24 protein-coding genes are annotated in these 25,816 nt (G+C 38.7%); 9 read left to right on the forward strand and 15 right to left on the reverse strand.

What is annotated here, in order from left to right; translation table 11 throughout:
• Positions 1–22 precede the first annotated feature (22 nt).
• Entirely contained in the window at positions 23–943 is a 921-nt protein-coding gene (locus A6E06_RS18600) for a DUF368 domain-containing protein (protein WP_065592816.1), read from the forward strand.
• A gap of 101 nt (positions 944–1,044) precedes the next feature.
• Here the strand turns inward: A6E06_RS18600 and A6E06_RS18605 are convergent, their stop codons facing one another.
• A complete protein-coding gene (locus A6E06_RS18605) occupies positions 1,045–1,650 on the reverse strand; it encodes a TetR/AcrR family transcriptional regulator (protein ID WP_083190373.1) in 606 nt (201 codons plus the stop codon).
• A gap of 169 nt (positions 1,651–1,819) precedes the next feature.
• Between A6E06_RS18605 and A6E06_RS18610 the strand changes: the two genes are divergently transcribed.
• Together A6E06_RS18610 and A6E06_RS18615 are read left to right on the forward strand one after the other, a co-directional pair.
• Positions 1,820–2,932: an efflux RND transporter periplasmic adaptor subunit gene (locus A6E06_RS18610; protein WP_065592815.1), complete on the forward strand. Its 1,113-nt coding sequence runs from the start codon at positions 1,820–1,822 to the stop codon at positions 2,930–2,932.
• A 2-nt stretch (positions 2,933–2,934) separates the two neighbouring features.
• A complete protein-coding gene (locus tag A6E06_RS18615; protein WP_065592814.1) occupies positions 2,935–5,982 on the forward strand; it encodes an efflux RND transporter permease subunit in 3,048 nt (1,015 codons plus the stop codon).
• A gap of 78 nt (positions 5,983–6,060) precedes the next feature.
• Here A6E06_RS18615 and A6E06_RS18620 read toward each other — a convergent pair whose 3' ends face one another.
• A complete protein-coding gene (locus tag A6E06_RS18620; RefSeq protein ID WP_255310652.1) occupies positions 6,061–6,249 on the reverse strand; it encodes a hypothetical protein in 189 nt (62 codons plus the stop codon).
• Between the two features lie 58 nt (positions 6,250–6,307).
• Positions 6,308–6,877, reverse strand: coding sequence for a DNA-3-methyladenine glycosylase I (locus A6E06_RS18625; protein ID WP_065592813.1), 570 nt, complete (start codon positions 6,875–6,877; stop codon positions 6,308–6,310).
• A gap of 117 nt (positions 6,878–6,994) precedes the next feature.
• On the opposite strand from A6E06_RS18625, the gene A6E06_RS18630 reads away from it, so the two are divergent.
• The 4 genes from A6E06_RS18630 to A6E06_RS18645 all read left to right on the forward strand — a co-directional run bounded on the left by A6E06_RS18630 (position 6,995) and on the right by A6E06_RS18645 (position 9,482).
• Positions 6,995–7,435: a hypothetical protein gene (locus A6E06_RS18630; RefSeq protein WP_065592812.1), complete on the forward strand. Its 441-nt coding sequence runs from the start codon at positions 6,995–6,997 to the stop codon at positions 7,433–7,435.
• Complete coding sequence (locus A6E06_RS18635) at positions 7,432–7,989, forward strand: SCO family protein (protein WP_065592811.1); 558 nt, start codon at positions 7,432–7,434, stop codon at positions 7,987–7,989. Before A6E06_RS18630 ends, A6E06_RS18635 begins: the two co-directional genes overlap by 4 nt.
• 48 nt (positions 7,990–8,037) lie before the next feature.
• Positions 8,038–8,484: a copper chaperone PCu(A)C gene (locus tag A6E06_RS18640; RefSeq protein WP_065592810.1), complete on the forward strand. Its 447-nt coding sequence runs from the start codon at positions 8,038–8,040 to the stop codon at positions 8,482–8,484.
• A 101-nt stretch (positions 8,485–8,585) separates the two neighbouring features.
• On the forward strand, positions 8,586–9,482 hold the full coding sequence (locus A6E06_RS18645) for a DMT family transporter (RefSeq protein WP_065592809.1): 897 nt from the start codon (positions 8,586–8,588) through the stop codon (positions 9,480–9,482).
• 109 nt (positions 9,483–9,591) lie between these two features.
• Here A6E06_RS18645 and A6E06_RS18650 read toward each other — a convergent pair whose 3' ends face one another.
• Positions 9,592–9,849: a YdcH family protein gene (locus tag A6E06_RS18650; RefSeq protein WP_141677010.1), complete on the reverse strand. Its 258-nt coding sequence runs from the start codon at positions 9,847–9,849 to the stop codon at positions 9,592–9,594.
• A 448-nt stretch (positions 9,850–10,297) separates the two neighbouring features.
• Here A6E06_RS18650 and A6E06_RS18655 point away from each other — a divergent pair, with 448 nt between their 5' ends.
• Entirely contained in the window at positions 10,298–10,927 is a 630-nt protein-coding gene (locus A6E06_RS18655) for a LysE family translocator (protein ID WP_023602993.1), read from the forward strand.
• Positions 10,928–11,022: 95 nt separating this feature from the next.
• Here A6E06_RS18655 and A6E06_RS18660 read toward each other — a convergent pair whose 3' ends face one another.
• The 11 genes from A6E06_RS18660 to A6E06_RS18710 form a co-directional block, all read right to left on the reverse strand.
• The gene (locus A6E06_RS18660; protein ID WP_065592807.1) at positions 11,023–11,826 is read right to left on the reverse strand and encodes a siderophore-interacting protein; all 804 of its coding nucleotides are present in this window, start codon (positions 11,824–11,826) and stop codon (positions 11,023–11,025) included.
• Between the two features lie 35 nt (positions 11,827–11,861).
• Complete coding sequence (vctC, locus tag A6E06_RS18665; protein WP_017021891.1) at positions 11,862–12,623, reverse strand: iron chelate ABC transporter ATP-binding protein VctC; 762 nt, start codon at positions 12,621–12,623, stop codon at positions 11,862–11,864.
• Between the two features lie 11 nt (positions 12,624–12,634).
• Positions 12,635–13,582, reverse strand: a complete 948-nt coding sequence (locus A6E06_RS18670) for an iron chelate uptake ABC transporter family permease subunit (RefSeq protein ID WP_065592806.1) — start codon at positions 13,580–13,582, stop codon at positions 12,635–12,637.
• Positions 13,575–14,510, reverse strand: coding sequence for an iron chelate uptake ABC transporter permease subunit VctD (vctD, locus tag A6E06_RS18675; protein WP_065592805.1), 936 nt, complete (start codon positions 14,508–14,510; stop codon positions 13,575–13,577). Before vctD ends, A6E06_RS18670 begins: the two co-directional genes overlap by 8 nt.
• A gap of 91 nt (positions 14,511–14,601) precedes the next feature.
• Positions 14,602–15,507, reverse strand: a complete 906-nt coding sequence (locus A6E06_RS18680; protein ID WP_065592804.1) for a siderophore ABC transporter substrate-binding protein — start codon at positions 15,505–15,507, stop codon at positions 14,602–14,604.
• A 428-nt stretch (positions 15,508–15,935) separates the two neighbouring features.
• Positions 15,936–16,163: a hypothetical protein gene (locus A6E06_RS18685; protein WP_005423266.1), complete on the reverse strand. Its 228-nt coding sequence runs from the start codon at positions 16,161–16,163 to the stop codon at positions 15,936–15,938.
• Positions 16,164–16,435: 272 nt separating this feature from the next.
• A complete protein-coding gene (locus A6E06_RS18690; RefSeq protein WP_065592803.1) occupies positions 16,436–16,795 on the reverse strand; it encodes a glutathione S-transferase N-terminal domain-containing protein in 360 nt (119 codons plus the stop codon).
• 198 nt (positions 16,796–16,993) lie between these two features.
• Complete coding sequence (gene putP / locus A6E06_RS18695) at positions 16,994–18,490, reverse strand: sodium/proline symporter PutP (protein WP_065592802.1); 1,497 nt, start codon at positions 18,488–18,490, stop codon at positions 16,994–16,996.
• 114 nt (positions 18,491–18,604) lie between these two features.
• Positions 18,605–19,312, reverse strand: a complete 708-nt coding sequence (locus A6E06_RS18700) for an aldehyde dehydrogenase family protein (RefSeq protein ID WP_065592801.1) — start codon at positions 19,310–19,312, stop codon at positions 18,605–18,607.
• A gap of 14 nt (positions 19,313–19,326) precedes the next feature.
• Positions 19,327–22,485: a bifunctional proline dehydrogenase/L-glutamate gamma-semialdehyde dehydrogenase PutA gene (gene putA, locus A6E06_RS18705; protein WP_065592800.1), complete on the reverse strand. Its 3,159-nt coding sequence runs from the start codon at positions 22,483–22,485 to the stop codon at positions 19,327–19,329.
• A 146-nt stretch (positions 22,486–22,631) separates the two neighbouring features.
• Positions 22,632–23,411, reverse strand: a complete 780-nt coding sequence (locus A6E06_RS18710; protein WP_065592799.1) for an AraC family transcriptional regulator — start codon at positions 23,409–23,411, stop codon at positions 22,632–22,634.
• Between the two features lie 547 nt (positions 23,412–23,958).
• Here A6E06_RS18710 and A6E06_RS18715 point away from each other — a divergent pair.
• Positions 23,959–25,806: an SUMF1/EgtB/PvdO family nonheme iron enzyme gene (locus tag A6E06_RS18715; protein WP_065592839.1), complete on the forward strand. Its 1,848-nt coding sequence runs from the start codon at positions 23,959–23,961 to the stop codon at positions 25,804–25,806.
• The last annotated feature ends 10 nt before the right edge of the window (positions 25,807–25,816 follow it).

The raw sequence follows: 25,816 nt of genomic DNA on the forward strand, positions 1-25,816 counted from the left end.
TTTTTATCTACGTAGAGCTAAAATGAACTATTTAACGACATTTTTTAAAGGGATGGCAATGGGCGCAGCTGACGTTGTTCCTGGTGTATCTGGTGGTACAATTGCCTTTATTACGGGGATTTACGATACGCTTTTAGAAAGCATTCGACGTATTAATCCTTCTATTTTCGGATTATGGAAGCGCGAAGGTTTTAAAGCCGCATTTACTCATATTAATGGTTTTTTCCTAATTTCTCTTTTTGGTGGCATTTTAACGAGTATTCTAACTCTCGCAAAATTCATCACATGGATGCTACACACACACCCTATTCCACTGTGGTCATTCTTTTTTGGTTTAATCATTATTTCAATTATTCATATTGCGAAACAAATTGAAAAATGGTCATTAGATCGCTTTATTATGTTATTAGCTGGTGCCGCATTTGCTTATAGCATTACGGTACTAAACCCAATGACAATGACTCCGTCTACTTTCACATATATTCTTGCTGGATCGATTGCTATTTGCGCCATGATTTTACCTGGCATTTCAGGCAGCTTCATTCTGCTATTAATTGGTATGTATAGCCCTGTGCTTGATGCGGTAAAATCACTTGATTTAATGACCATGGGATTATTCGCTTCTGGCTGTTTAATTGGTCTACTAAGCTTTTCACATGTGTTATCGTTTTTACTAAGAAAATTCCGCGACATTACGTTAATCTTTTTAACCGGCTTAATGGTCGGAACATTAGGTAAAATCTGGCCTTGGAAAGAAGTCATTGAATGGCGCATTAACTCAAAGGGTGAGCAAGTTCCGCTAATTGAGCACAACTTATCTCCATTCAACTATGAGCAAGTTACCCAACAGCCCGCTTTAATTGGTTTCGCGGTTATTGGTGTTGTACTTGGTATCGGCTTAGTGGTTGCTTTAGAAATGTACGCGAATAAAAACGAAAAATAATTTTTATACTCAATAAAAAATGGCGATAGCATAAGGATCTTATCCTTATTCTCATCGCCATTTTTATGATCTGTAATACGTTATATCTACTTATCTAAATGCTATTTAAGTCCATAAGATTGAATGAAAATAGAGGTTACCGTGTTTACCTTATTCTCCATTGCCTCACCTATAGGTTCAATATCTAAATTCATGACTTGCGGCCAGAAGAACAAACCTTGAAATAAACTCACATACACATCCGTCATTAATTTAGGATCGGCTTGTTTTAATCTTCCTGCGTCAATCGCTTCGGTAAACCACTGCGTTATTGCTCGAATACTATAAATATTTTTAATTAAGTTTTTAGCCATCTCAGGTTGGCGCAAAAACTCCATTACGATAGTTCGAGCCAATGCAATACCATAAGTATGATAAAGCACTTCAATTTCGTTATAAGCGATCTCATCTAACTGCTGCTTTGTGCTTTTACTGTCATCAAATTGATAAGAAACACTTTCATTAACCGAATCGTTAATAATAGTTAATACCGACTCAAATAAAACCTCTTTACTTTCAAAGTGACGATAAAGGGTGCGTTTAGACACTTCAGCTGATGAAGTAATACGATCCATATTTGCAGAAAGAAAACCATGTTCAATAAACTCTTCTTTTGCTGCATTGATGATATCAAGATGTTTTTGCTCTGATCGTGTCAATTTTTTCATCGTCTCCCCCTCAATAAATTATCACCAGTCTACGCGTTAGTGATAAATAAGTATACGCGAGAGTTTACTTAGTGTTTTTTTACTCGTAAAATAAACTCCTGAGTTTACTTTTATAATAACTCGCCACTTTTTATTTCAATCTATGACTCTTTTCATGAGGAATGAGTAAATGAGCTCAAGCATCTCTACATTAACGTTAATGAAAAAAACCACATTAGCCGTCAGTCTTGCCATTAGTACAATGATGCTCTCTAGTTGTGGTTCAGATGAATCCAAAGAAGTAATCAAGGCAGCAATAATTCGCCCTGCTCTTATTGAAGTTATCACTCCAAGTATAAATGCTCAGTTACGTTTCAATGGCGTAGTACGTTCAGCCCAACGCGCTGATTTGGCATTTAGAATGAATGGCCGTGTTATTCGTGTACTTGTTGAAGAAGGCCAGCAAGTTAAAGAAGGGCAACTCTTAGCACAACTGGATCCCCGAGATGCGAAAACAGCATTAGAATCCGCTCTTACTGAATATAAAAATACTCAAGCGGAATACCATCGTGGTAAGGCCATTTATGAAAAAAGCCAAGCCATTGCAAAAAGTGATTTAGACACATTAAGAACTCGTAATCGTTTAGCAAAAAATCGTTTGGAGGAATCAACTCGTCAATTGGAGTATACCCAATTAACGGCCCCTTTTGATGGTATTGTGGGGCGTAAAATGGTCGATAATCACATTCAAATACAAGCAAATAATCCGGTCTTAACGATTCATAACATCGACAAATTAGAAGTACTAATCAATATACCTGACAGTGTCATGCTTGGTGACTTAAAAGGGTCAAAAGCCGTTGCCCAAATTAGCTCAATGCCTAATGAACAATTTCCTCTGATATTAAGTACTTATGGAACGCAAGCTGATCCTATTACTCAAACTTACCCTGTTGTACTGACCTTTGAAGACTTAGGCGGTTTTAATGTATTACCAGGTATGACGGTAAAAGTCGTTCCTATTTATCCAAACTCTTCACTCGACGATAATTCGTTAATTACGGTCCCGCTTACCGCCATTGTGCCTGACAATAAAGGGGGACAATTTGTCTGGATTCTTGATACTAAAAATCAAATCAAGCAGCGCCAAATTAACACTGGAGAATTACTCACAAACCGAGTAATTATCACTGATGGTTTGCAGCTAGGTGAACGCATTATCATTGCAGGAGTCTCCAGTTTAAAAGCAGATATGACCGTAAAACCCTATTCAGATAAATCAGCAATGAATCACGGGGAATAAGCATGGACATTGCACGCTATACCATCGCTAAACGCACTTCTGTATGGGTATTTATTGCACTGATCTTATTTGGTGGTTACTTAAGTTATTTAAAACTTGGGCGTTTTGAAGACCCTGAATTTGTAATTCGCCAAGCGGTAATCAATACCCCTTATTCTGGTGCAACCGCTCAGGAAGTATCAGACGAAGTAACCGACATTATTGAAGGTGCCGTTCAATCACTTCAAGAAGTGAAAGAGGTTAAATCGGTCTCTAAACAAGGCATGTCTGAAGTAACGGTTGAAATCAAACTTGAATTTGCTCAAAGCCAAGCCGCTTTGCAACAAGTGTGGGATAAATTACGCCGAAAAATAGGAGATGCACAACGTCAATTGCCACCAGGTGCAAGCCCATCTATTGTTAATGATGACTTTTCAGATGTGTACTCTCTCTTTTTTGCCGTTACTGGTGAAGGCTTTAGTGATAAACAACTTCAAGATTATGTTGATGACTTACGCCGTGAGTTAGTCCTCGTCCCTGGTGTTGCAAAAACAGCAACATTAGGAGAGCGTCAAGAAACAATTTTCGTTGAAATGTCGAGTGAGCGTATGGCGCAATTTGGTGTTTCTACAGAAAGGGTATATCAAGTTCTGCAAAAGCAAAACATCATTACCGTGGCTGGCAGTATTGAAACGAATGCAATGCGTATTCCTGTTATCCCAAACTCTGGGATTAATTCAATTAATGACTTAAACAACCTACAAGTGAGCCTTGGAGATAATAATACCGTTCTTCGCTTAGGTGACATTGCAACCGTCATTCGTGGCTATCAAGAACCAAGCTCGATGTTAGTTCGTTATAATGGCGAACGTGCCGTAGGCTTTGGTATTTCAAACGTATCAGGTGGCAACGTCGTTGATATGGGCGACGCTGTAAAAGTACGTATTGCAGAGCTTGAAGGACAACGGCCATTGGGAATAGAGCTGAACGTTATTTCCATGCAATCAGATTCAGTTCGAGCTTCGGTCACTAACTTTATTGATAACTTAATCGCCGCCGTTGTCATTGTATTTATCGTATTGCTATTATTTATGGGGCTACGCTCCGGCGTCATTATCGGGTTCGTTTTACTGCTTACCGTTGCTGGTACTCTATGTATTATGCTTATCCAAGATATTGCGATGCAAAGGATCTCTTTGGGGGCATTGATCATTGCACTAGGTATGTTAGTTGATAATGCGATTGTGGTTACTGACGGTATATTGGTTCGTTTACAAACCACACCTAATGACAGCCGCAAAGCGATCGTATCCGATGTTGTTAATGCAACACAGTGGCCACTACTCGGTGGAACAGTTGTCGGGATCTGTGCTTTCAGTGCTATCGGTTTATCTCCCTCTGACATGGGTGAATACGCTGGTTCTCTATTTTGGGTTATCTTATATTCCATGCTGTTAAGCTGGGTATTTGCCATTACAATTACGCCGATGCTATGCCATGATTTTTTAACCGTAAAAGCCATTAATAATGACACTCCACCGAGTCGTATCAGTCAACAATACCGCCAGTTATTAACCTGGGTATTAGCGCATCGTGGTATCAGTGTAGGTCTTTTACTGGTTGTTTTATTTACTTCTATTTATGGTGTTCGTTATATTCCACCGGGGTTTATGCCAGAATCTCAACGTGCGCAGTTTGTCGTTGATGTTTATTTACCCCAAGGATCAGACATCAAACGTACTGAACAAACTATTGCTGCCATAGAGCAAGACGTGAAACAAAAAGAAGGCATTACCAATATCACCAGTTTTGTTGGCGGTGGTGGTTTACGCTTCATGCTGACTTATTCACCAGAAGCGCGTAACCCAAGTTATGGACAGCTATTAATTGATATTGATGATTATCAAAACATCGCTCCACTATTGGTAGAACTGCAAACCGAATTGGATGAAAAATACACGGACGCGTCAATCAAAGTATGGAAATTTATGCTAGGCCGTGGGGGTGGTAAAAAAATTGAAGCGGGCTTTAAAGGACCAGACAGCCAAGTATTGCGTCAACTAGCAGAGCAAGCGAAAGCCGTCATGTTAAATGACTCACAACTGATCGCAGTTCAAGATGATTGGCGTCAACAAGTACCTGTATTGCGACCTCAATTTTCGGAAGAAAAAGCACAACAATTTGGATTAACAACACAAGAGATAAACACTGCCATTGCACAAACCTTATCTGGTCGTAATGTCGGTGTGTATCGTGAAGGTAATGATCTTATTCCAATCGTTGCTCGCTCACCTGAAACTGAACGTAATCATGAACGAGCTATTGAAAATACAGAAGTATTTAGCCCTATTACTGGCGGCTTTATCTCTGTTAGTCAATTGATTAAATCATCAAACTTAGTATGGGAAGACGCTATTTTACGTCGTATTGATAGAATGCCAACCATCTTAGTACAAGCAGACCCTGCTCCGGGTGTGTTAACCGCCGATGCATTCAAACAAGTTCGCGAAAAAATCGAAGCGATTGAGTTACCATCAGGTTATCAATTGATTTGGTACGGGGAATACAAAGCCTCTAAAGATGCGAATGAAGGATTAGCTATCTCTGCGCCTTATGGTTTTGCCGCGATGATCTTATCAGTGATCTTTATGTTTAATGCACTTCGTCAACCCTTAGTTATTTGGTTAACTGCCCCACTTGCAATCATTGGTGTATCAATAGGATTAGTCATATTCCAAACGCCGTTTGAGTTTATGGCAATACTTGGGTTCTTAAGTCTTATCGGTATGATGGTGAAAAATGCAATCGTACTTGTAGACCAAGCGGATGTCGAAGTAGGTAATGGTAAGCCCCCTTATAATGCGATTATTGATGCGTCATTAAGTCGTGCAAGACCGGTATTACTCGGCGCATTAACCACTATTCTGGGGGTTGCCCCTTTACTTATCGATCCGTTCTTTAAAAGTATGGCTGTAACGATTATGTTTGGTTTGTTGTTCGCAACAATTTTAACTCTGGTTGTTATCCCTCTCTTTTATGCGATGTTCTTTAAAATAAAAATAAGTCATTAAGTCGTATATCACTGAATGACAAAGACTAAAAAAGGAGCGTTCAATGCGCTCCTTTTTTATCTATTCATCACATCGATATCAGATTTTAATATCTACTTTATCTTTATATCGACGATCTTCTTTAAATCGTCTCTCATACAAAATAGGTTTTGATGGATAATTTCGTCGTTCTTCTTTTTTACGTAACTCTGCTTGGTACGTACCATCAACATCAACTGTTTCAATAATATCGTCTTTTGACTCTAGTAAGGATTTATTATCCATCATTCACCCCTCTTCAACCGACTACCCAATCCTGAGCAGGTACCAAACCAACAAATGTTGCTTATATGTTATGTTTAACATAACAAGGACAGTTAACCAAGTGATCATTTATAACACCAGTCGCTTGTAAAAATGCATAGCAAATCGTTGGGCCTACAAATTTAAATCCACGTTTCTTTAAATCTTTACTTAAGGCATTCGACAATTCGGTCGTTGCAGGTACTTCTGTCATATTCTCCCAATGATTGATGATCGGTTTATTATCAACGTAGTTCCATAAATATTCTGAAAAACTACCACACTCCTGTTGGATCTTGATAAACGCATGGGCATTCGTAATCACTGAATTAATTTTTAAACGATGGCGTACAATACGAGTATCTAATATTAATGCGTCTATTTTCTCTTGATCATATTGACTGATTTTTTCAATATCAAAATGATCAAACAATAATCGATAACCTTCTCTTTTTTTTAAAATAGTACTCCAGCTTAACCCCGCTTGTGCTCCTTCTAATGTTAAACATTCAAACAATTTACGCTCATCGTAAATAGGAATAGCCCATTCATTATCATGATACTCTCGATCTAAGTCAGACACTTCAGCCCAAGCACATCGCTTTCTGTTCATTTATTATTCGCCTTTACTTCGGGTTATTAACTAAGCTCACATTACAGTAACAAGTATCATGCCATCGATTTACCTTATGCTACCATTTACCTATCTTTTCTTTAAGTTGTGATCTGTATGAAAATTGTCGTCTCTGCGATTAAAGTTGCATCTGTGATCGCCCTATTTCTTATTGGTTTCTTTTTTTCAGATCTTACCGATTTTGTTAAAAGTCATATCGCACCCTCCATCCCTTTTGAAGATACCTGCCAATTATCTAGCCATGTTTGCAGTAAAGATAACGTCAACATCACGTTAGAAAAAGATACATTAACGCCTTTAGAGCCTAGTTCTATTACCGTTAATTGGCCAAATTCTGATGCGGATAAGATTCTACTTTCTCTTCAAGGGCTTGATATGGAAATGGGAACCCCCATATTCCAGCTGCATAAAACAGGTAACCAAACCTATAAGGGTGAGATTTTACTGCCTATATGCACACAAAATACCATGACATGGGTTGGAACAATCAGTGATGGTTCAAATTCTGTTGCCATTTCTTTAAAGGCCATCCAATGAAAAAAATCATACTTATTATTGCTATAATCTTATTAGGGTTCGGCGTAAAACAAGCGTATTTATCCCAATCAAAAATAGACACCAATCTCTACGGATTAGAAAATAAGAACATTGATCTTTTTGATCTTAATGATCCCCGCATTCGAATTGTCTATTTTGGCTTTACTCGCTGTCCTGATGTATGCCCAACCTCATTGGCCATGCTTTCTGGTGCTTTCAACCACATTGATAAGGAAACGTTAGCACAATTTCGCCCCGTATTTATTACGCTTGATCCAGAAAGAGATTCTCCGGAACACGTAGCGGAATACGCTCACTATTTTCATAACACCATTGAAGGCAGCTCTGGTTCTGTCGATGCAATAACAATATTAGCTAAACGTTACAATGTCATTTTTCATAAAACAGAACTCGCCGATTCAGCTCTAGAATATACAATTGACCACTCTTCCTATTTTTATTTTTTAAAACCTGACGGTACATTAATCACTAAAGTCGCTCATACCATTACGCCCGATCCGATAGTAGAAGCCATGCATTCTCTATCACAATAAAAACAACTAGTGTCCATAAAGGACCATTACTTCTTAAAGGAATAGACAATGAAAAAAACAATTTTGGCCCTAGGCGCCCTTTTACTTAGCTCAACCGCTTTTGCTCAAAGTGACCTTATTATTGAAAACCCATACGCACGAGCAACACCACCTAATGCTACAAACAGCGCTATTTTCATGGCAATTAAAAACACAGGTAATGAAGATCGAACATTAGTATCTGCAAGTACTTCTATTGCGAATAAAGTTGAATTACACACCGTAATAAAAACCGATGGCATGATGAAAATGCGTGAAGTTAACGCAATTGAAGTCCCAAAAAACAAAGAAGTAATGCTACAACCAGGTGGCCTACACATTATGTTATTTGATCTCACTCAACCGCTAACAGAAGATGAGTTCATTGATGTCACATTAAACTTCAAAAATGGTGATAAAGAGCAATTTAAAGCACCCGTAAAAAAAGTAATGGCGGGAATGAAACACAAAATGTAATCCTGTCTTTCTAATAAGTCAGAGTGTCTTATTAGAGATATATACATTTCAATAGACCTGTCAAACTGCATCTCATTACCTATTAACGAGATGCAGTTCACATGTATTACTTATTACCCCTCTTCACCGTATTAATTTGGGGTGGCAACTCCATTATCAACAAAATGGCTGCATCTGCTATTGAACCAAGTGCAATGAGTTTTTATCGTTGGGCATTTGCTATGCTTCTTCTAACCCCATTTTGCTTACCTTCTGTCATTAGATCACGTCACGTTATTCGCCCTTATTTATCTAAATTGGCATTTTTAGCGCTGCTTGGCATGGTTTTAAACCAATCTTTAGGATATTACGCAGGGTTAACGACTACAGCCTCTAATATGTCACTCATTACCTCTTTAGTGCCACTGATCAGTATTTTCCTTAGTTTGCCATTATTGGGTAAACGTATCTCTAAATTAAGTATTGTCGGTGCGATAATTTCACTTTTTGGTCTTACCTTCATGTTGGGCCATGGCGATATTACTTTCTTTTTGCATCAGCCTATTACTGAAGGTGATGGCTTAATGGTTATTGCCGCTAGCTGTTACGCAGCTTATTGCGTATTACTGAAACGCTGGAAAATGCCAATTACGAGTTGGCAGTTAATTTACATGCAGGGGCTATTTGCAGTTGCTATGCTGACGCCATTATGGTTAACCAGTGATAACTTATTGCCAACAGAAAGCGCTATCCCATTAATCATGTATGCATCTATTGCTGCGTCTATTCTAGCGCCTTGGATGTGGGTTAAAGCCATTGACGTTATTGGTGCAGAATCCAGTGCGATGTTTATGAATTTACTGCCCGTCGTTGCAGTATCACTTGCTGCGGTTCTATTAGGTGAGAAGATTGAGAGCTATCATTTGATGGGTGGCTTAATGGTGATCTCTGGTGTTATTTTGGCTCAGATCAAAGTCAAAAAAGCCAAAAAAGAAGCTAAAGTGCTCCTTAAAATCTAGCAAGTTCAGCGTTGTATATGCGATAAAAAAGCCGACTATGATAAGTCGGCTTTTTTGTAATTATTTAATCGATGGTTTTGTCATTGCTTAATATAAATGACTGAGTAACTTAATGACTCGCTTCTTCATGATGCTTAGTTAATTGTTGGTATAACATATCTTTTAGCTCCATACGTTGAAGCTTTAGTGCATGCATATTGTCATCATCAATCGGACTACCCGATATTTCCAACTGACGGATTTTATAATCCAACTCATGATACTGCTGAAGATCCGCTTTGAATGTCGCATCGGCATGGTTGAGCTGAACAATGTCTAATTTAAGCTCTGGAAAATCTAAAATAAAAGCATGGTTTTCATTTAGCATCGGCATTCCCTTTTCAATCAGATAAGTCATCAGTATAAAGAATTTCACTAAAAGAAATGTGGCATAAAGCGCAAAGTGGCGAAGAGAATTGATAAAGTCGGTAATTCGAATTCATGGAATTATTAATCATATCAAAGTCTGTAGTTTAACGATCGTTTAAACATCATCATGAATAACATGTCGAATAACGTTGCTTAACCGGAGTCAATCCATCCCTTTATTAACAGTTTAATCTTACTAATAGCAACTTGAAATTGAATAACCTGCCTTACTACTATATAGTTTTTTAACTTTTTTTGGTGCGAGCAACAATGTTGAATCAAAGAGTAAAATAGAGTTACTTACTTGGTATGATAGTACTTACTTCTCGCTACGCCCACGGGATATAAACGTGTTTAAATTCCTTAAAGCATGACTGTGTTTCATTATATTTATTGGAGTTTTAAAAATGGCGGTTGATACTTTGATGACCTTCGCTGGCATCGTTTTTTTATTGGCTATTATTCCGGGTCCTAATGCCCTTCTCATTCTCTATACTTCACTAGCCCAAGGAAAGAAACTCGCTTTCGTCAATATACTAGGTGTCGGTTTTGGCTTTCTTATTCATGCTTTTGTCTCAGCTCAGGGATTAAGTCTTTTACTCTCGCAATCAGCCATGGCTTTTAATCTCTTAAAATGGTTAGGGGTTGGGTACTTACTTTGGCTAGGAATAAGTAACATAAAAAAAGGATTAGCACTGTCTCAACTTACATTAGATCTTAATCAAGCAACGGGCATCCCGTCTTTAAAAAGTAGCTTTATTAAAGGACTACTAACCAATTTACTCAACCCAAAGATTGTGTTGTTTTATTTGTCTATTTTCCCTCAATTTGTGTCACCACAGCATATTTTAGAACAAAGCATGATATTAGGTTTAACTCAGGCGTTGGTTGTTGCTAGCTGGTTTCTTGTCGTTATCTTATTCGCCACAAAACTTAAGGTATTACTGACTGCACCTAAAACTGCCAAATGGTTAAACTATATTAGCGGTGGGCTTTTTATGAGTTTCAGTGCGACGCTAGCCAGTACTCGATTATAATACCGATAAAAAAGCAGCCCACTCATCAATACTTTCTATAATCGGTATTGAGAAACGAAGCTGCTTAATCAATTTCAATATGTAGGAATAACGGATTAATTACCCGCTAATTGGTCTTCATGTTTTGCTACTTTGTGACCATCTTCGGTACAGCCTTCTTTCCAGTAACTGCTAATATAAATATCGTCTTTATCGACGGCTTTTTCATTACGAAAATACGTACGTAGCTGTCTCATACTGTTGAATTCACATGCACTCCATACCGCCACTCGACCTTGTTTCCAATCTTGAGCACGAACCGCTTCAATCAATCCGCCGTTCTCTGAATTCACTTCTGATTGAATAATCCAAACAATATTCATTCCTTCCGGTTTAGCTAAAGCTTGCTTGTCGGATTCATGGTTAATTTCAATCACCGCGTATCCCACCGCACTTGATGGCAGGGTTTCTAATTTTGCAGACAACGCAGGTAATGCCGTCATGTCAGCCACTAAGAAAAACCAATCGGCCTCTTTCGATAAACCTTTAATAGAACCCGGACCAATAATGGATATTTGACTGCCAACTTTAGCTTGTTGCGACCAATTAGACGCAAAACCGCCACTATCAGTACTCACACAATCAACAGAATGATGATGACGTACAAAGTCAACATCCAATTCATTCTGCTCTTGGCGCAAATGACGAATGGTATAGGTACGCATTTTTGGACGAGTGCCTTCTTCAATACCAGAAAGATCCGTTCCACCATTCTCATTAAACAACAGCTTAATGTAACCGCCTTCACTCTCGGTTTCAAAATCAGATAAATCATCGGCTTTAAACGTAATACGCTGCATATTTGATGTCAGCAGTACGCTACTAATCACCGTTAGTATTCGTGGTGATGGCTTACTCATAAACGCGTTCCTTATCTTATTTTGTACATTGTCTATTACTGACCATAGTACATACAAATACGTTGTCCATTAACTTCATGGATATCAAATTCAGTTTCATAAATCTCTGAAAGAACTTCTTTTCTGATCACTTCAGCTACCGTACCATTAGCAACCACTTTGCCTTTTTTAAGCGCGACAATATTGTCTGAATAGCATGAGGCAAAGTTGATGTCATGAATCACAATCACGACGGCTTTTCCTAACTCATGCGCTAAGGTTTTGATATTTTTCATGATCTGCAATGAGTGTTTAATATCAAGATTATTCAATGGCTCATCTAAGAACACGTAATCCGTATCTTGAGCAACAACCATTGCAATAAAGGCTAATTGACGTTGGCCCCCACTCAATTCATCTAAATATTTATCTTGGATGTCCGTTAAATCAAGGTAATTAATCGCGTTATCAATCACCTCATTATCATGCTTCGTTAGCTTGCCTTGGCTGTAAGGAAACCGTCCAAATGCCACCAATTCACGTACAGTAAAGCGCATATTTAGATTGTTTGATTGACGAAGTACCGACAGTTTTTTTGCTAGCGCTTTTGTGTCCCAATCGACCACTTCTTTGTTTTCAATTAATACGCTACCACTGTCTTTTGCTAACAAACGGCTCGCCATTGATAACACGGTACTTTTACCTGCGCCGTTAGGTCCAATGATTGACGTCACTTCACCTTTAATGAACGAGGCAGAGGCTTGATCAACCACTTTTTGCTGACCAAATGATTTTGATAGTTGAGATAATGAAATCATACGTTTCTCTATTAAATTTTTTGTCTAACAAGCAGTGATAAGAAATACAAACCACCGATAAAATTAATCACTACGCTTAAGGTCGTTTCAAACTTAAAGACATTCTCAATTACCCATTGGCCCGATAACAACATCGACATCGCCATTAAGCTGCTTCCCATTAATAGAGTTCGGTGACGGTAGGTATGAAAGAATTCTTTAGCTAAGTTTGCCACTAATAAACCAAAGAACATCACAGGGCCAACTAAGGCAGTAGATACCGAAATTAGAATCGCCACTAAAATCAGCACCTGTTTGGTTACCTTACCAGCATCAACCCCTAGACTCGTGGCGTTGTCATTATCCAACCAAAAGATATCTAACACGTTAGACAGTCTAAAAAGCAATGCACTGATAAGTAGTAGAGGAATAACACAAAAATAAACGAGATCTTTATTGATGTTATTAAAACTCGCAAACATGCTGCCTTGAATGGTAGAGAACTCATTTGGGTCGATAACCATCATGAAAAATGACGATATATTGGAAAACAGTTGTCCAAAAATCACACCCAATAACAACAAGGTAATGACATTGCTGTTGTTCTTTTTAAAATAAAAACCAAACAGTAATAACGAGAACCCGATCATAATAAAAACAGACAAGGCAAAGTTAAAAAATGGGTTCAATATGAACACACTAAATGAACCAAAAATCACAACAACCAAGACCTGTGTTAACAAATACAAGGCATCAAACCCCATGATACTTGGCGTTAAAATACGGTTATGAGTAATGGTTTGAAACACCAATGACGATTGAGCAATCGCAATACTAGCCAATACCATCGCCAATACTTTAGGTACTCGACGAGATAAGAAGTACTCGTAATTTGATGCATCTAACCCAATACCAATAAATAAAACCATAAACAGAACCGTAATGAATGCCAGCCCCGTTAATTTAATTGAATCAGACATTTTGTTTTCCTTTAACGATGAAAGCAATAAACACGACACCGCCAAGAATGCTAATGATCATAGAGATAGGAATTTCATAAGGGAAGATAACGATGCGCCCAACCACATCACACACAAGAATAAGAATCGCCCCTACAATCGCCGTTAATGGAATATTTTTACGTAAGTTATCACCATAAAATTGAGTGACTAAATTCGGCACAATCAGGCCAAGAAACGGCAGTTGACCCACAATCATGACGACCGTTGCTGACATCACCGATACCAACATAATACCGATAAACAAAATTTGTTTGTAATTCAGGCCAATATTCGTCGCAAAGTCTTTGCCCATACCCACGGCAGACAAACGAGTGGCATACCAGTAGCTGATAATTGAAATCGGAACGGCGATATAAAGCAGCTCGTAATTGCCTTGAAGAATGTTCGCAAAATTAGCGACTGTCCATGCTGACAGGTTTTGAACCGCATCGTATTTGTAAGCTAAAAATGTCGCGACAGATGACACGACATTACCAAAAATGATGCCCACTAATGGCACAAAAATGGCATTTTTAAATTGAACACGATGGATAAATTGAATGAATATTAACGTTCCGATAATAGACATACCAAAGATAAGCAGTAAATTATCGCCATGACCAAAAATCACTAAACTGAGTACGTAACCCAGCATCGCACATTCGATCGTACCTGATGTCGATGGTGCAGCGAATCGGTTTTGGCTGATCTGTTGCATGATCAAGCCCGCAATAGATAACCCGGCACCAGATAATAAAATTGCGAATAATCGAGGTAATCGGCTGATCAGTAACAATTCTAAAGCATCAGTATCGCCACTAAAAATAGCCGACAGTGATAAGTCAGCCACACCAATAAATACAGACGCAATACTCAGTAAAACAAGAACAAGCAATAACTTTTTCAAAGCTAACCTCAGCCTGCACAAAGCGTGCTATCTCAGAGAAATAACACGCTTTAAAGGAAAATTAAATGTGAGAATATTAGGAATTATTATCCTAAAGGTGAATAGATTGCTTTACGTCTTCAATCATCTGATCTGTTGCTGTAACCCCTGCGATGGCTATATACCAAGCATTAATATCAAGGTACGTTAAGCTGTTGTTTTTGTAGGCGTCCGTCGCTTTTACCAATGGATTGGCAAACTCTTCACGAGTGCGGCTTTTTTCTTTATTGATTAGCTTATCTTTATCAACAATCAATAAATTTGTTGGGTTCACATCACGGATGAACTCATAAGATACCAAGTCACCATGGTTAGATTCTTTAATGCCTTTCGCCGCTTCTTTAAAACCAAAATCTTTATAAATAGCAGAGAAACGAGATTGAGCACCAAAAGTGGTGATGTTGCCACCGGCACTCATAACAGTTAGTGCCGCTACATTATTGCTTTGGTTATGTGTCTTTATCTTCGTTATTTCAGCATCGACAGTGGCAATTTTCGCTTCAACTGTCGGTTGTATTTCAAATACATCCCCTAGCATGCGCCATTGTCGTTGTGTGCTTTCCCAATACCCTTTTGAATCGACAGCAAATACGATGGTTGGGGCGATTTCAGACAATTCTTTGTACGCTTTAATGGCACGAGATCCCATGATAATTACATCAGGTTTTTGCATGTAAATCGTTTCAAAATCAGGCTCACTAAGGCTGCCTGATGAAGCAAATTCGTTGGTTGTGTACTTAAGAAGATAAGACGGCATGGTTGTCGCTTGAGTTACCGCTACCGGTTTAATGCCAAAATAATCAAGTGCATCAAGGGTGCCTGTTCCAATAACAACAACACGCTGAGGTTTCGTCTCAAGTGTAGTTTTACCTAATTGATGAGAAACCGTGATCATTTCTGCATAAGAAGACGCAGAAACCAGTAAACCCAATAACATTGTAGCGATACTTCTTTTCATATTATTTACACTCAAGTGATAACCATTCGTATTCCTATTGAATATAATGAAAATAACTCTCATTCGCTACAAGAAAAAAGTAAAGATTGTAAACGCGCACAATAAGTAAGGTTTATAAATGTTCGTGCCTGCACATTTAACAGCCTGTGCGGCAATGAACAAATGAAAGAGGCAAGAACCCTCACACTGACATTTCTAAGCTACCTGTACGGAAGTGAATGGGCAACAGCTTGTTGCCCAAATTCAAAATCTTTTCTAAACGGCCTGTACGGCAGTGAACAATAGAGCGTTTTTAATAACAAGTAGAACTTAGATGAATTAATATAAAAGAGAATAATATGCAGATAATGAATTGGATTAGTACAGACATTAAAAAAGGCCATTATTGGGGAATAATAATGGCCTTAAAAATACATAGCTTGTTTACTTTAGTGTAAGTGTCTCTTCGTTACTTCACATGAAAGAGTCTCATGATCAAATAGGAAGCGAAATGCGTGAGAATTGAAATATTTCCCATCACTCCATAGAACTTCACCGAAGATCTTACAGAGATCCATGTCTGATGCTGAACCTTTCTTATCGATTAATCCAATAACAGATAAAACTTGGCTCTCTATATCCTTGGGACAATTTTTAATTGACCATTTATGAGTCATACTCATTTTTTCCATAATAACTAGCCTAATGTGTTTTTATTTTATTGTGAATCAAGTCACGAGGAACAGTTTAACTGAACATTAACTTAAAACCAAGCTTTTTGTGACTTGAGTCTCATAAAGTAATAAAAACATTTAACAATAGAACTATTAATAGCCAATTCTCACAAGTGAAACTCTTACTATTTTACATAATAAATACATATAAAAAAGCGACCCTAAAAATGATCGCTCTTAGTTACCACTAAAGTATTAGTTTAACGCTGTGAAAACTAAGGATATTTTTCTTCTAAAAAAGCCATAATATCTGACGATTCATACATCCATGTTGTTTCGCCATCTTTATCAATACGTAAGCACGGTACTTTTACGCGCCCACCACCCGCTAATAATTCAGATCTATATTGTTCATTATTTTTTGCATCACGCAGCTCGATCTTTAATGATTGGCGTTTAATTGTTCGACGAACTTTCACACAGAATGGACACGCTTCAAATTGGTATAGCGAATAGTTTGCGGTTTCTGCATCAATTTCTGTTTGTTTAGCAGGATCACGCTTGACCCCTGAAGGCGTAAACACACAATCTAATCCCAAAATAACTTTGCCAAGCACCAAGCGGATTAACTTCATTTTTACACTCCTAGTGAATAATAATTATTATCTGTTGCATTTAACTAACGCGATTGTAACAGAGCCTTATATCAATGCCATTAATTAGATGATTTAACTTATAATAATAAGCAAATAACCTGTCAACTTCCTAATATTCAACACACAAAAAAGTCCCAAAAGAGAGCTCTCTATTGGGACTTTATTAGTTAACTAAAGTTAGTCAAATTCAATAAGATTACGTTCAAACTGTTCGTGTTGTTTACGTACTTTTTCTTCTGGTTCACCGGTTAACTTACTTACTGCTATAATAGCCACCGTTGCGAAGATGATCCCTGGAACAATTTCATAGATATCAAACATACCGCCAGTTAACTGTTTCCAGATAACAATCGTAAAGCCACCGATAACAATACCAGCAAGCGCACCATTACGGTTCATGCCTTTCCAGTACAAGCTTAGAATGATAGCAGGACCAAATGCAGCACCAAAACCAGCCCATGCATAAGACACCAAACCAAGTACTGAGCTATCAGGATTCATCGCTAATGCAAGTGCAATTAATGATAAACCAATAACCGCAAAACGACCTACGTTAACGATTTCTTTACTCGTTGCGTCTTTCTTAACTAATTGCTTGTACAAATCTTCAGACAATGCAGAAGAAGACACAAGGAGTTGCGAATCTGCAGTACTCATGATTGCTGCAAGAATAGCGGCAAGTAGAACACCCGCAATCGCAGGATGGAAAATCGCATTCACTAATAGCATGAAGACTTTTTCACCATCGCTCACTTCACCACTCATAGAGCCATTTACATACAGCAAACCAACCAAGCCGACTAATACCGCACCTGCCATTGAAAGCGCTGTCCAAACAACCGCAATACGACGAGCTGTTGTTAAATCTTTATTTGAACGAGAAGCAAGGAAACGAGCTAAAATATGAGGCTGACCAAAATACCCAAGTCCCCATGCTGCTAATGAAATAATGGCAATCGCACTTAGTGGCGTTCCATCCATGCCTGTCCATAACGTCATTAACTCTGGATTAATCGCGGTTAAATCGCTACTAAGTTGCCCTAAACCACCTTGCATTGCTGCAATTGGTACGATCATCAATGCCGCTGACATTAATAAACCTTGAACTAAATCCGTCCAAGCAACCGCAAGGAAACCACCAAATAAAGTATACGACACAACACAAACCGTTCCGATCACGACCGCAACTTTGTAATCAAGACCAAATACAGTTTCAAATAACTTACCACCAGCAACTAAACCTGAACTGGTATAGAAAAGGAAAAACAAAAGAATAAACAATGCAGAAATTGTCTGGATAAGTTTTGAATTATCGTTAAAACGACGTGATAAGAACTCAGGTAAAGTTAGCGCGTCATCAGTAGTGATACTGTACGTTCTTAAACGTTTAGCACAAATCAACCAATTCAACCAAGTACCTAGTAATAAACCACCAGCAAGCCATAATGACTCAAGTCCTGCTGCATAAGCGTATCCAGGTAAACCCAATAGCAACCAACCACTCATGTCTGAAGCACCAGCAGATAACGCCGCTGGCCAAGGACCTAATGTACGACCACCTAAAAAGTAATCTGATGAGCTGTTTGTTCGTTTATAAGCGTATACTCCAATAGCGAGCATCATTATCAGGTAGGCGATAAACGTACCTGTAATGGCGAAATTATTTTCTATCATTTTATTTCCTTTATTTGATTGACAGTAAATTTAACGTCGTTATCACTGTATATGAGCATCAAGACCCTATTATTATGGTGTAATAACGACGGTGGAGTTTTCAACCACTGAATATCAGTGATTGCCACCTCCAAGCTCTAGCAGAGTTGCGTTTCCGCCAACTGCTGTCACATTTATTGTTCGAGTACGCTCGGTAATAAAGCGTAGAACAAAATGAGGGTCTGTGATGTTTGTATGACGTTCTTGATCCGTTTCTGCGATCAGTTGCGCTAATAATCCATCTCGTTTTGCTAATTGTTGATTCAGTTGTATTTCTTTTTGTTTGCTTCCAACAAAACAAACACCGGCTAAGCGAACATCATCAATGTCTGTTTCTTTAGCATCTATCTGTTGGACCGTTAATTTTGGCACATTCGCTTGATGCAAACCTTCGACAATAACAGACGCTATCATTTCTTCCTTATTTTGAAGGCCGACAATAATAGCGTTTCCTGCGATTAATGCTGCTGTTATTTGTCCCACCAATGCAACAACTGATGAATTTTCATCCGAAGTGATGTAAAAAACACCTCTAGGTGCGGTATAGAGTTCGTTACTTTCCCCTGTTGGCCCCGGCATTAATTGTATTTCTGAAATTAACTGCTGCGCTCTTTGGCATTGAAAACGTACCATCTTTGCAGCAAGCACACCAAATTTTGGGTGTTCAGCTAATGCGTGTGACCATTCAATTAACTTCTCTGAACGTGTCGATACTGACAATTGCGCCCATGATTTCTCTGGTTGAGAAAGAGCAGAGTCAATAAGTTGTGTAATAGATGTCATGAGTCTCTCCTTTCTCACTTGGTTGCTACAGAATTAGAAGCGATTGCTCGGGTATAACGGAATAAATAACGAGGTCCACCCGCTTTTGGTCCGGTCCCTGACAGCCCTTGGCCACCAAAGGCTTGAACTCCCACCACCGCACCAACTTGATCACGATTGATGTAGCAGTTACCTACTTTGATGTTTTTCTCTATGCGGCTATAAGTGACTTCATTACGACTGTGTATTCCCATCGTTAATCCAAATCCAGTCGCATTGATATCATCGACAATCTTATCTAATTCGCTGGCTTTGAAACGGACAATATGAAGAATTGGACCAAACTGTTCATTTTCTAGCTGACTAATCGAATCAATTTCAAACGCACTTGGTGGAACAAAATCCCCCTTCTCAGCCCATTCAGGTAATGTCGCTTGAGCAAGTAATTTGCCTTCTTTTGTCATTCTCTCAATGTGGGCAAGCAGCTTTTCTTTTGCTTTTGGATCAATCACCGGACCGACATCCGTGCTGTGCAATTCAGGTAAACCAACACTCAATTCGGCCATTGTGCCTTTAATCAAATTCAGAATACGTTCTGCTATGTCTTCTTGAACAAACAATACTCGAAGTGCTGAACAACGTTGACCAGCAGAAGCAAAAGCGGAACGAACAACATCTCGAACTACCTGTTCTGGCAATGCAGTACTGTCTACTATCATTGCGTTTTGACCACCCGTTTCAGCAATAAATGGCACCGGAGCAACACCTTTTCCTTCAAACGTACGATTTGATAATGTGCGATTAATTAATTGTGCGGTTTCTGTTGAGCCAGTAAACGCAACGCCTGCCACTCGGTAATCTGACGTTAATGGCGCGCCGACTGTTTTACCATCACCCGGTAATAAGTGAATCGCTTGTGGTGCAATCCCCGTTTCTAATAAAAGCTCAATCGCACGAACGGCAATCAGTGACGTTTGCTCTGCCGGTTTTGCAACAACGGTATTACCCGCCACCAATGCGGCGGTCACTTGACCTAAGAAAATAGCGAGTGGGAAATTCCATGGGCTTATACACACAAACACACCACGGCCTTGGCGAGCTATCTGGTGAGAAATATCATCAAAGCCAACAATCGTTTCTGGATTGCTGAAATTTAATTTGGCTTGAACTGCATAGTAACGACAAAAATCAACCGCCTCACGTACTTCATCAATGCTGTCATGAATCGTTTTTCCTGCTTCTTTATGGCACAGTGCCACAAGCTCTGGCATATTTTCTTCAAGTTTATCAGCTAAGCGATCCAAATAGTCCGCACGTTCAGTCACTGACGTCGCTTGCCATGTTGGGAAATAGTCATGAGCCATTTCTAGTGCGTTTGAAACCGACTCTTGAGAACTCCATACTAATGAACCCACTTCATTACTGCGATCATAAGGAGACGTGATAACATGCAAATCAGACTCACTTTCCTTGATCATGCTTTCGTAATTGCGCGAATTATTAACAATCGGCCCGCCTTTCCAATAGCAATCCATTTTCTCTTTGACTGACGCTTCAAACGGTTCTGCTTCGCTCTCAACATCAAAGTTAATGCTGTATGAATTTTTACGATCTGAAAAAATATGCGGCGGTAGTGGGATCAGCTGATTTTCAAACGATGGGCAAGCCAATAGGGTATCAACTGGGTGCTCTGTTAAACTTTCGATAGGGCAACTTGCATCAACCAAACGGTGAACAAACGAGCTGTTTGCGCCATTTTCTAATAAACGGCGAACCAAATACGGCAATAAATCTTTGTGGCTGCCAACAGGTGCATAAATACGAACACTGCGTTGGAACATTGCCATTGCATGTTCATATAACGCATCACCCATGCCATGCAAACGTTGATATTCAAACTCATCATGCGTTGCCATAGAAGAAATCGCAGCGACTGTATGAGCATTATGGCTAGCAAACTGAGGAAAAATATTGCCTTTAACGTGATCACTTAATAAGTAACGAGCACAAGCAAGATAAGACACATCGGTTGACTCTTTACGTGTGAATACAGGGTAACGAGCAAAACCAAATTGCTGAGATATTTTCAGCTCTGTATCCCAATACGCTCCTTTTACTAAGCGAAGTGGAATGGTATCTCCCTGCTCTTTTGCTAATGCCGTTAGCCACACTAAAACAGGTAGGGCACGCTTTGAGTACGCTTGTACTACAATGCCAAATTTACCCCATCCTTTTACAATATCGTTGCGGTATAGTTTTTCAAATAATTCCAGAGACAGTTCTAACCGATCAGCTTCTTCTGCATCAATCGTGATACCTACATCAAGTTCACGAGCACGCTCAAGAAGCTGTAAGACAGAATCACACATTTCTCCGATTACACGGGCTCTATTCGCCATTTCATAACGGGGATGCAAGGCTGATAATTTTATAGATACCGTAGGATCAGAAGAACCCGCAATATTGGCAGCACGCCCTACACTCTCAATAGCCACAATATAATCTTTAAAGTATTTATGAGCGTCTGATTGAGTTAATGCCGCCTCTCCTAGCATATCAAAGGAATAGGTATAGCCCTTTTCACGCAAAGGTTTACCTTTCTTTTGGGCTTCTTCAATGGTTCTACCTAAGACAAATTGGTGTCCCATTATTTTCATCGCTTGGTTCATTGCCTGACGAATAACAGGCTCTGAAAATTTATTCACCAAACGACTGATAGCATTAGATGGTGAGCCATCAGACTTTACATCCATACTCACTACTTTGCCGGTAAGTAATAACCCCCAAGTAGAGGCATTCACAAACATAGAATCTGAATTTTTCAGGTGTGATTTCCAATCCGCAACACTGAGTTTATCACGGATTAAAGCGTCAGCCGTTGCAGCATCAGGAATACGCATCAACGATTCAGCGAGGCACATTAATAAGATGCCTTCTTTTGTATCTAAGCTATATTCCAACAATAAGGCATCTATCATCTGTACAGCTTGTTTATCATCACGTACACGTTGAATAAGATCAGCCGCCTGTTCTCGCATGACTTTAGCTTCATGCTCACTTGGTTGGGCTAATGGAATGAGCTCTTGAATCCAGCTGGCTTCATCTACCATATAAAGAGGGGAAATTGCTGACCATAGTACCGATAAAGGCTGGTCAATAATGGATGACAACAATACATCTTTCGCTTGAAACATACCTGTTCCTCTTACTTAATCGGTTCGTTATTAAAGCTAATTGCGAAAGAGTCTATTTTCTATTTACAAAAATTACTTGTCAAAAACTCCGATTAAATTGTTAAATTACCCATACTGTTACAAAATGAGAACAAACGCGGTATTTTTCAGTTACGAATAAAGTGTGCGTAACGATATTTACTGGGTGAACGTCCTTTATGTTTCACAAATGCATGACTAAATGCACTTTGATTCGCAAAACCCGTTTGTTGCGCAATATCCCCTATATTTAAGTTACTTTTTATAAGTAATAACTTGGCGTAATCAATACGCTTCTCAATAATGTATTGATGAGGACTCTTACCAAACTCTTGTTTAAAAATGGCATAAAATTGACTCTCACCAAGAAAAACTGTGCTTGCTAACTGAGCAACCGTGATCTTACTTCCGATATGCTGCGTTATAAAATTGTCGATCACATCTGAATTTAGACGATTCTGCTTTCGTTCCACATTTTCATCAATTAAATGACGGTGCAGTAAGGCAATAATCGTATCACTACACACCCGACTAAGTAGATGATCATCTAAATTAGCCTGTATTTCACACACTAATAACTGAATTAAATTCTGAATTTGAGCATCTAATTGATAATAACCAGGATGAATAAAAAGTGCATTAACACGTAAAGCCAATTCTTCATCTTGAAAATGTTGAGGAAAATTAAGTACTAATATTTCAGATTGATACAAACTTGAAAAAGAATGTTGTTGATGTGAAGGGATAACTCCTACTTTTCCTGAAGAAATAACACTACTTTCACCATTAATTTCAAACTCAGATTGTCCTTTAAGACCAATAACTAATTGATGATGCTCGTGAGCATGTAGTTCTCGTTCTTCTGGCAGCATAATTATTTGAGCTGGTGAAATCCAATCTAAAACCATGATAAATCCATTTATATAACGTTCATTTTAGACTTTAGAGTGTAACGAAGATCATAATAACAATCTATTATGAATATCTTACCGAAAGCATGATCATGTTTATCTATAATACTGACAATGTGATTTCAATCATACTTTAGTATGAAAATCTCTATTTTTGATTCTAAAAACTAAAAATTACAACGAATTAGAGTAATCAATCATATTTAAGAAAGTGCAATCTCAGTTGCAGCCTTGATCATGCTTCTATAAGCTCGAAACGATGATCAAGAAATAGGAATCACCTTATTTATAAAAAATACAACCTTGGTATGAAAATTGCTTTAATTTTTACTTTCAAAACTATAAATAACAGATACTCATCTTCTTAGGTTTTTATCTACTCAATGACCTAGGCAGATCAGTATCGATGTACGACTAACCGTCATGGATATGGTTGAAATCAGTAATTCTTACTGTTCAATCAATTAACTATGCAGATACAGTTAATTCACTCATTTTCCGAATGAACAATTTATTTATGTCTAATATTAAAAGCAGAAAAATTATGAACCGTAAAGGACTACCCGCTCTAGCACTACTGTTATCGCCGGCACTTTTTACCTCTGTCGCGCTTGCTAATACTGACACTCAATCAACTGCTCTGGCGGTCGATTCTGTTGCGTCAATTGATGCGAAGCTAACCAATAAGCGTAGTGAAGTAAAACAATTAGAAGGCACTGTTACGAATAATCAAAACCAACTTCGTGATTTACGTAATCAAAATGATGCTTTAGACAAAAAAGCCGATCAGCTAGATGATAAACGTAAGCTTGCTCAACGTAATTTAGATGAACAGTATAATCGTATGATCAGTGACCCTGATCTTGATATCACTCCTTTTCAAAAGCAATACCAAGACTCTTGGAAAGAAGTAAAAGAAAACCAAGCTGCTACACTTGTCATCCAACAAGACATTCAAGAACAAACTCGTGTATTAAAAGAAAGCAGCACTAAAAAACAACGCTCTTTAGATGAGTTAGAAATTCTTGGAGAATCTCGTCAAGAAGCGCGAGTTTTACGCCTACAAGAAGAATTAGCCGCTCAAGACACTCTCGATGTCGTTCATACGATTACTTGTAAAATGTCTATGACATTAGAAGCTTGTGCAAGCCAAGGTAAAACATTGAGCATGCAAAAAGCAGTAAATAATTTCCAGCAACAGCTGATTAATGGCTTCACTGAAATGGATACCGTAAAGCAACATGTTGATAATGTGTCTTTAAATATTCACGTGCTAGACAATGCAATTATCGACAGTGGCTTCAATGGCAATAATCGTTATACCACTAAATTACAAGCATCATTACGTGCTCGTCCAAACTCAACGGCAGCATGCCAATTACTTGGTTTAGAAAACCGTTACTGTATCGAACAAAGTACAAACCAAGCGTCTAATGACAAAATCAAAAAAGAGAAGAAATGGGTTGGTATTACTATTCGCTCAAACCGTCATGGTGACAATGTAACGGTAAATGGTGTTAATTATGGCAATACGCCTGTTGATGTAATGCTGCCTGCTGGTCAGCACCAAGTTACCGTAGAGAAATCAGGTTTTGAACCATATAGCCGTCAAATGACACTAGCAAAAGATATGACGGTTTGGGCTGAACTAAAGGTTCAAGAAAATAGCCCAAAGCCAGGTAAGAAATTTGCAGACCTTCTAACAAACAATCAACAAGCGCCACAAATGGTTGTGATAGGGTCTGGTAATTACCATATAGGTAAAAATGCAAAGCACGATGTTAATATTTCAAAAGCATACTCTATTGCAGCAACCCCTGTTACTGTAAATCAATTTAATGCATTTGTTGCGAGCACAGGCTACATCACTGAAGCTGAAAAAGGAGCCGGCTGTAACGCAATTAATGGCGGTGAAACAAAACGTCATCAAAACCAAAACTGGCGTAAACCGGGCTTTGAACAATCAAAAAATGCACCTGCGGTCTGCATCTCTAAAACTGATGCTGAAACTTATGCTCATTGGTTAACAAAACAAACTGGGTTTACGTACGCATTACCATCTGAATCACAATGGGAAGTTGCCGCTCGTGCTGGAAGTAAAGACGCTTACTGGTGGGGTTCTGACATCGGTTCAGGTAACGCAAATACTGGTTGGGGTGGATCGTCTTGGGCAAACAAATCAACGTCTCCTGTAGGCAGTTTTGGTGCTAACCCTTATGGTATTTATGATACCGCGGGTAACGTTTGGGAATGGACAAGCGCTAAATCAGGTATCGTTCGTGGTGGAGCTTGGAACTTTGCTCCAACAAAAGCAAAAGTGTATGAGTCACTAGAATTATCACCTTCGACAAGTGCAAACTATACTGGTTTCCGTGTTGTTCGTTCTTTATAATCTGCTTTAA

Source organism: Aliivibrio sp. 1S175 (assembly GCF_001690985.1).
In the GTDB taxonomy this organism is placed as follows: Bacteria; Pseudomonadota; Gammaproteobacteria; order Enterobacterales; family Vibrionaceae; genus Aliivibrio.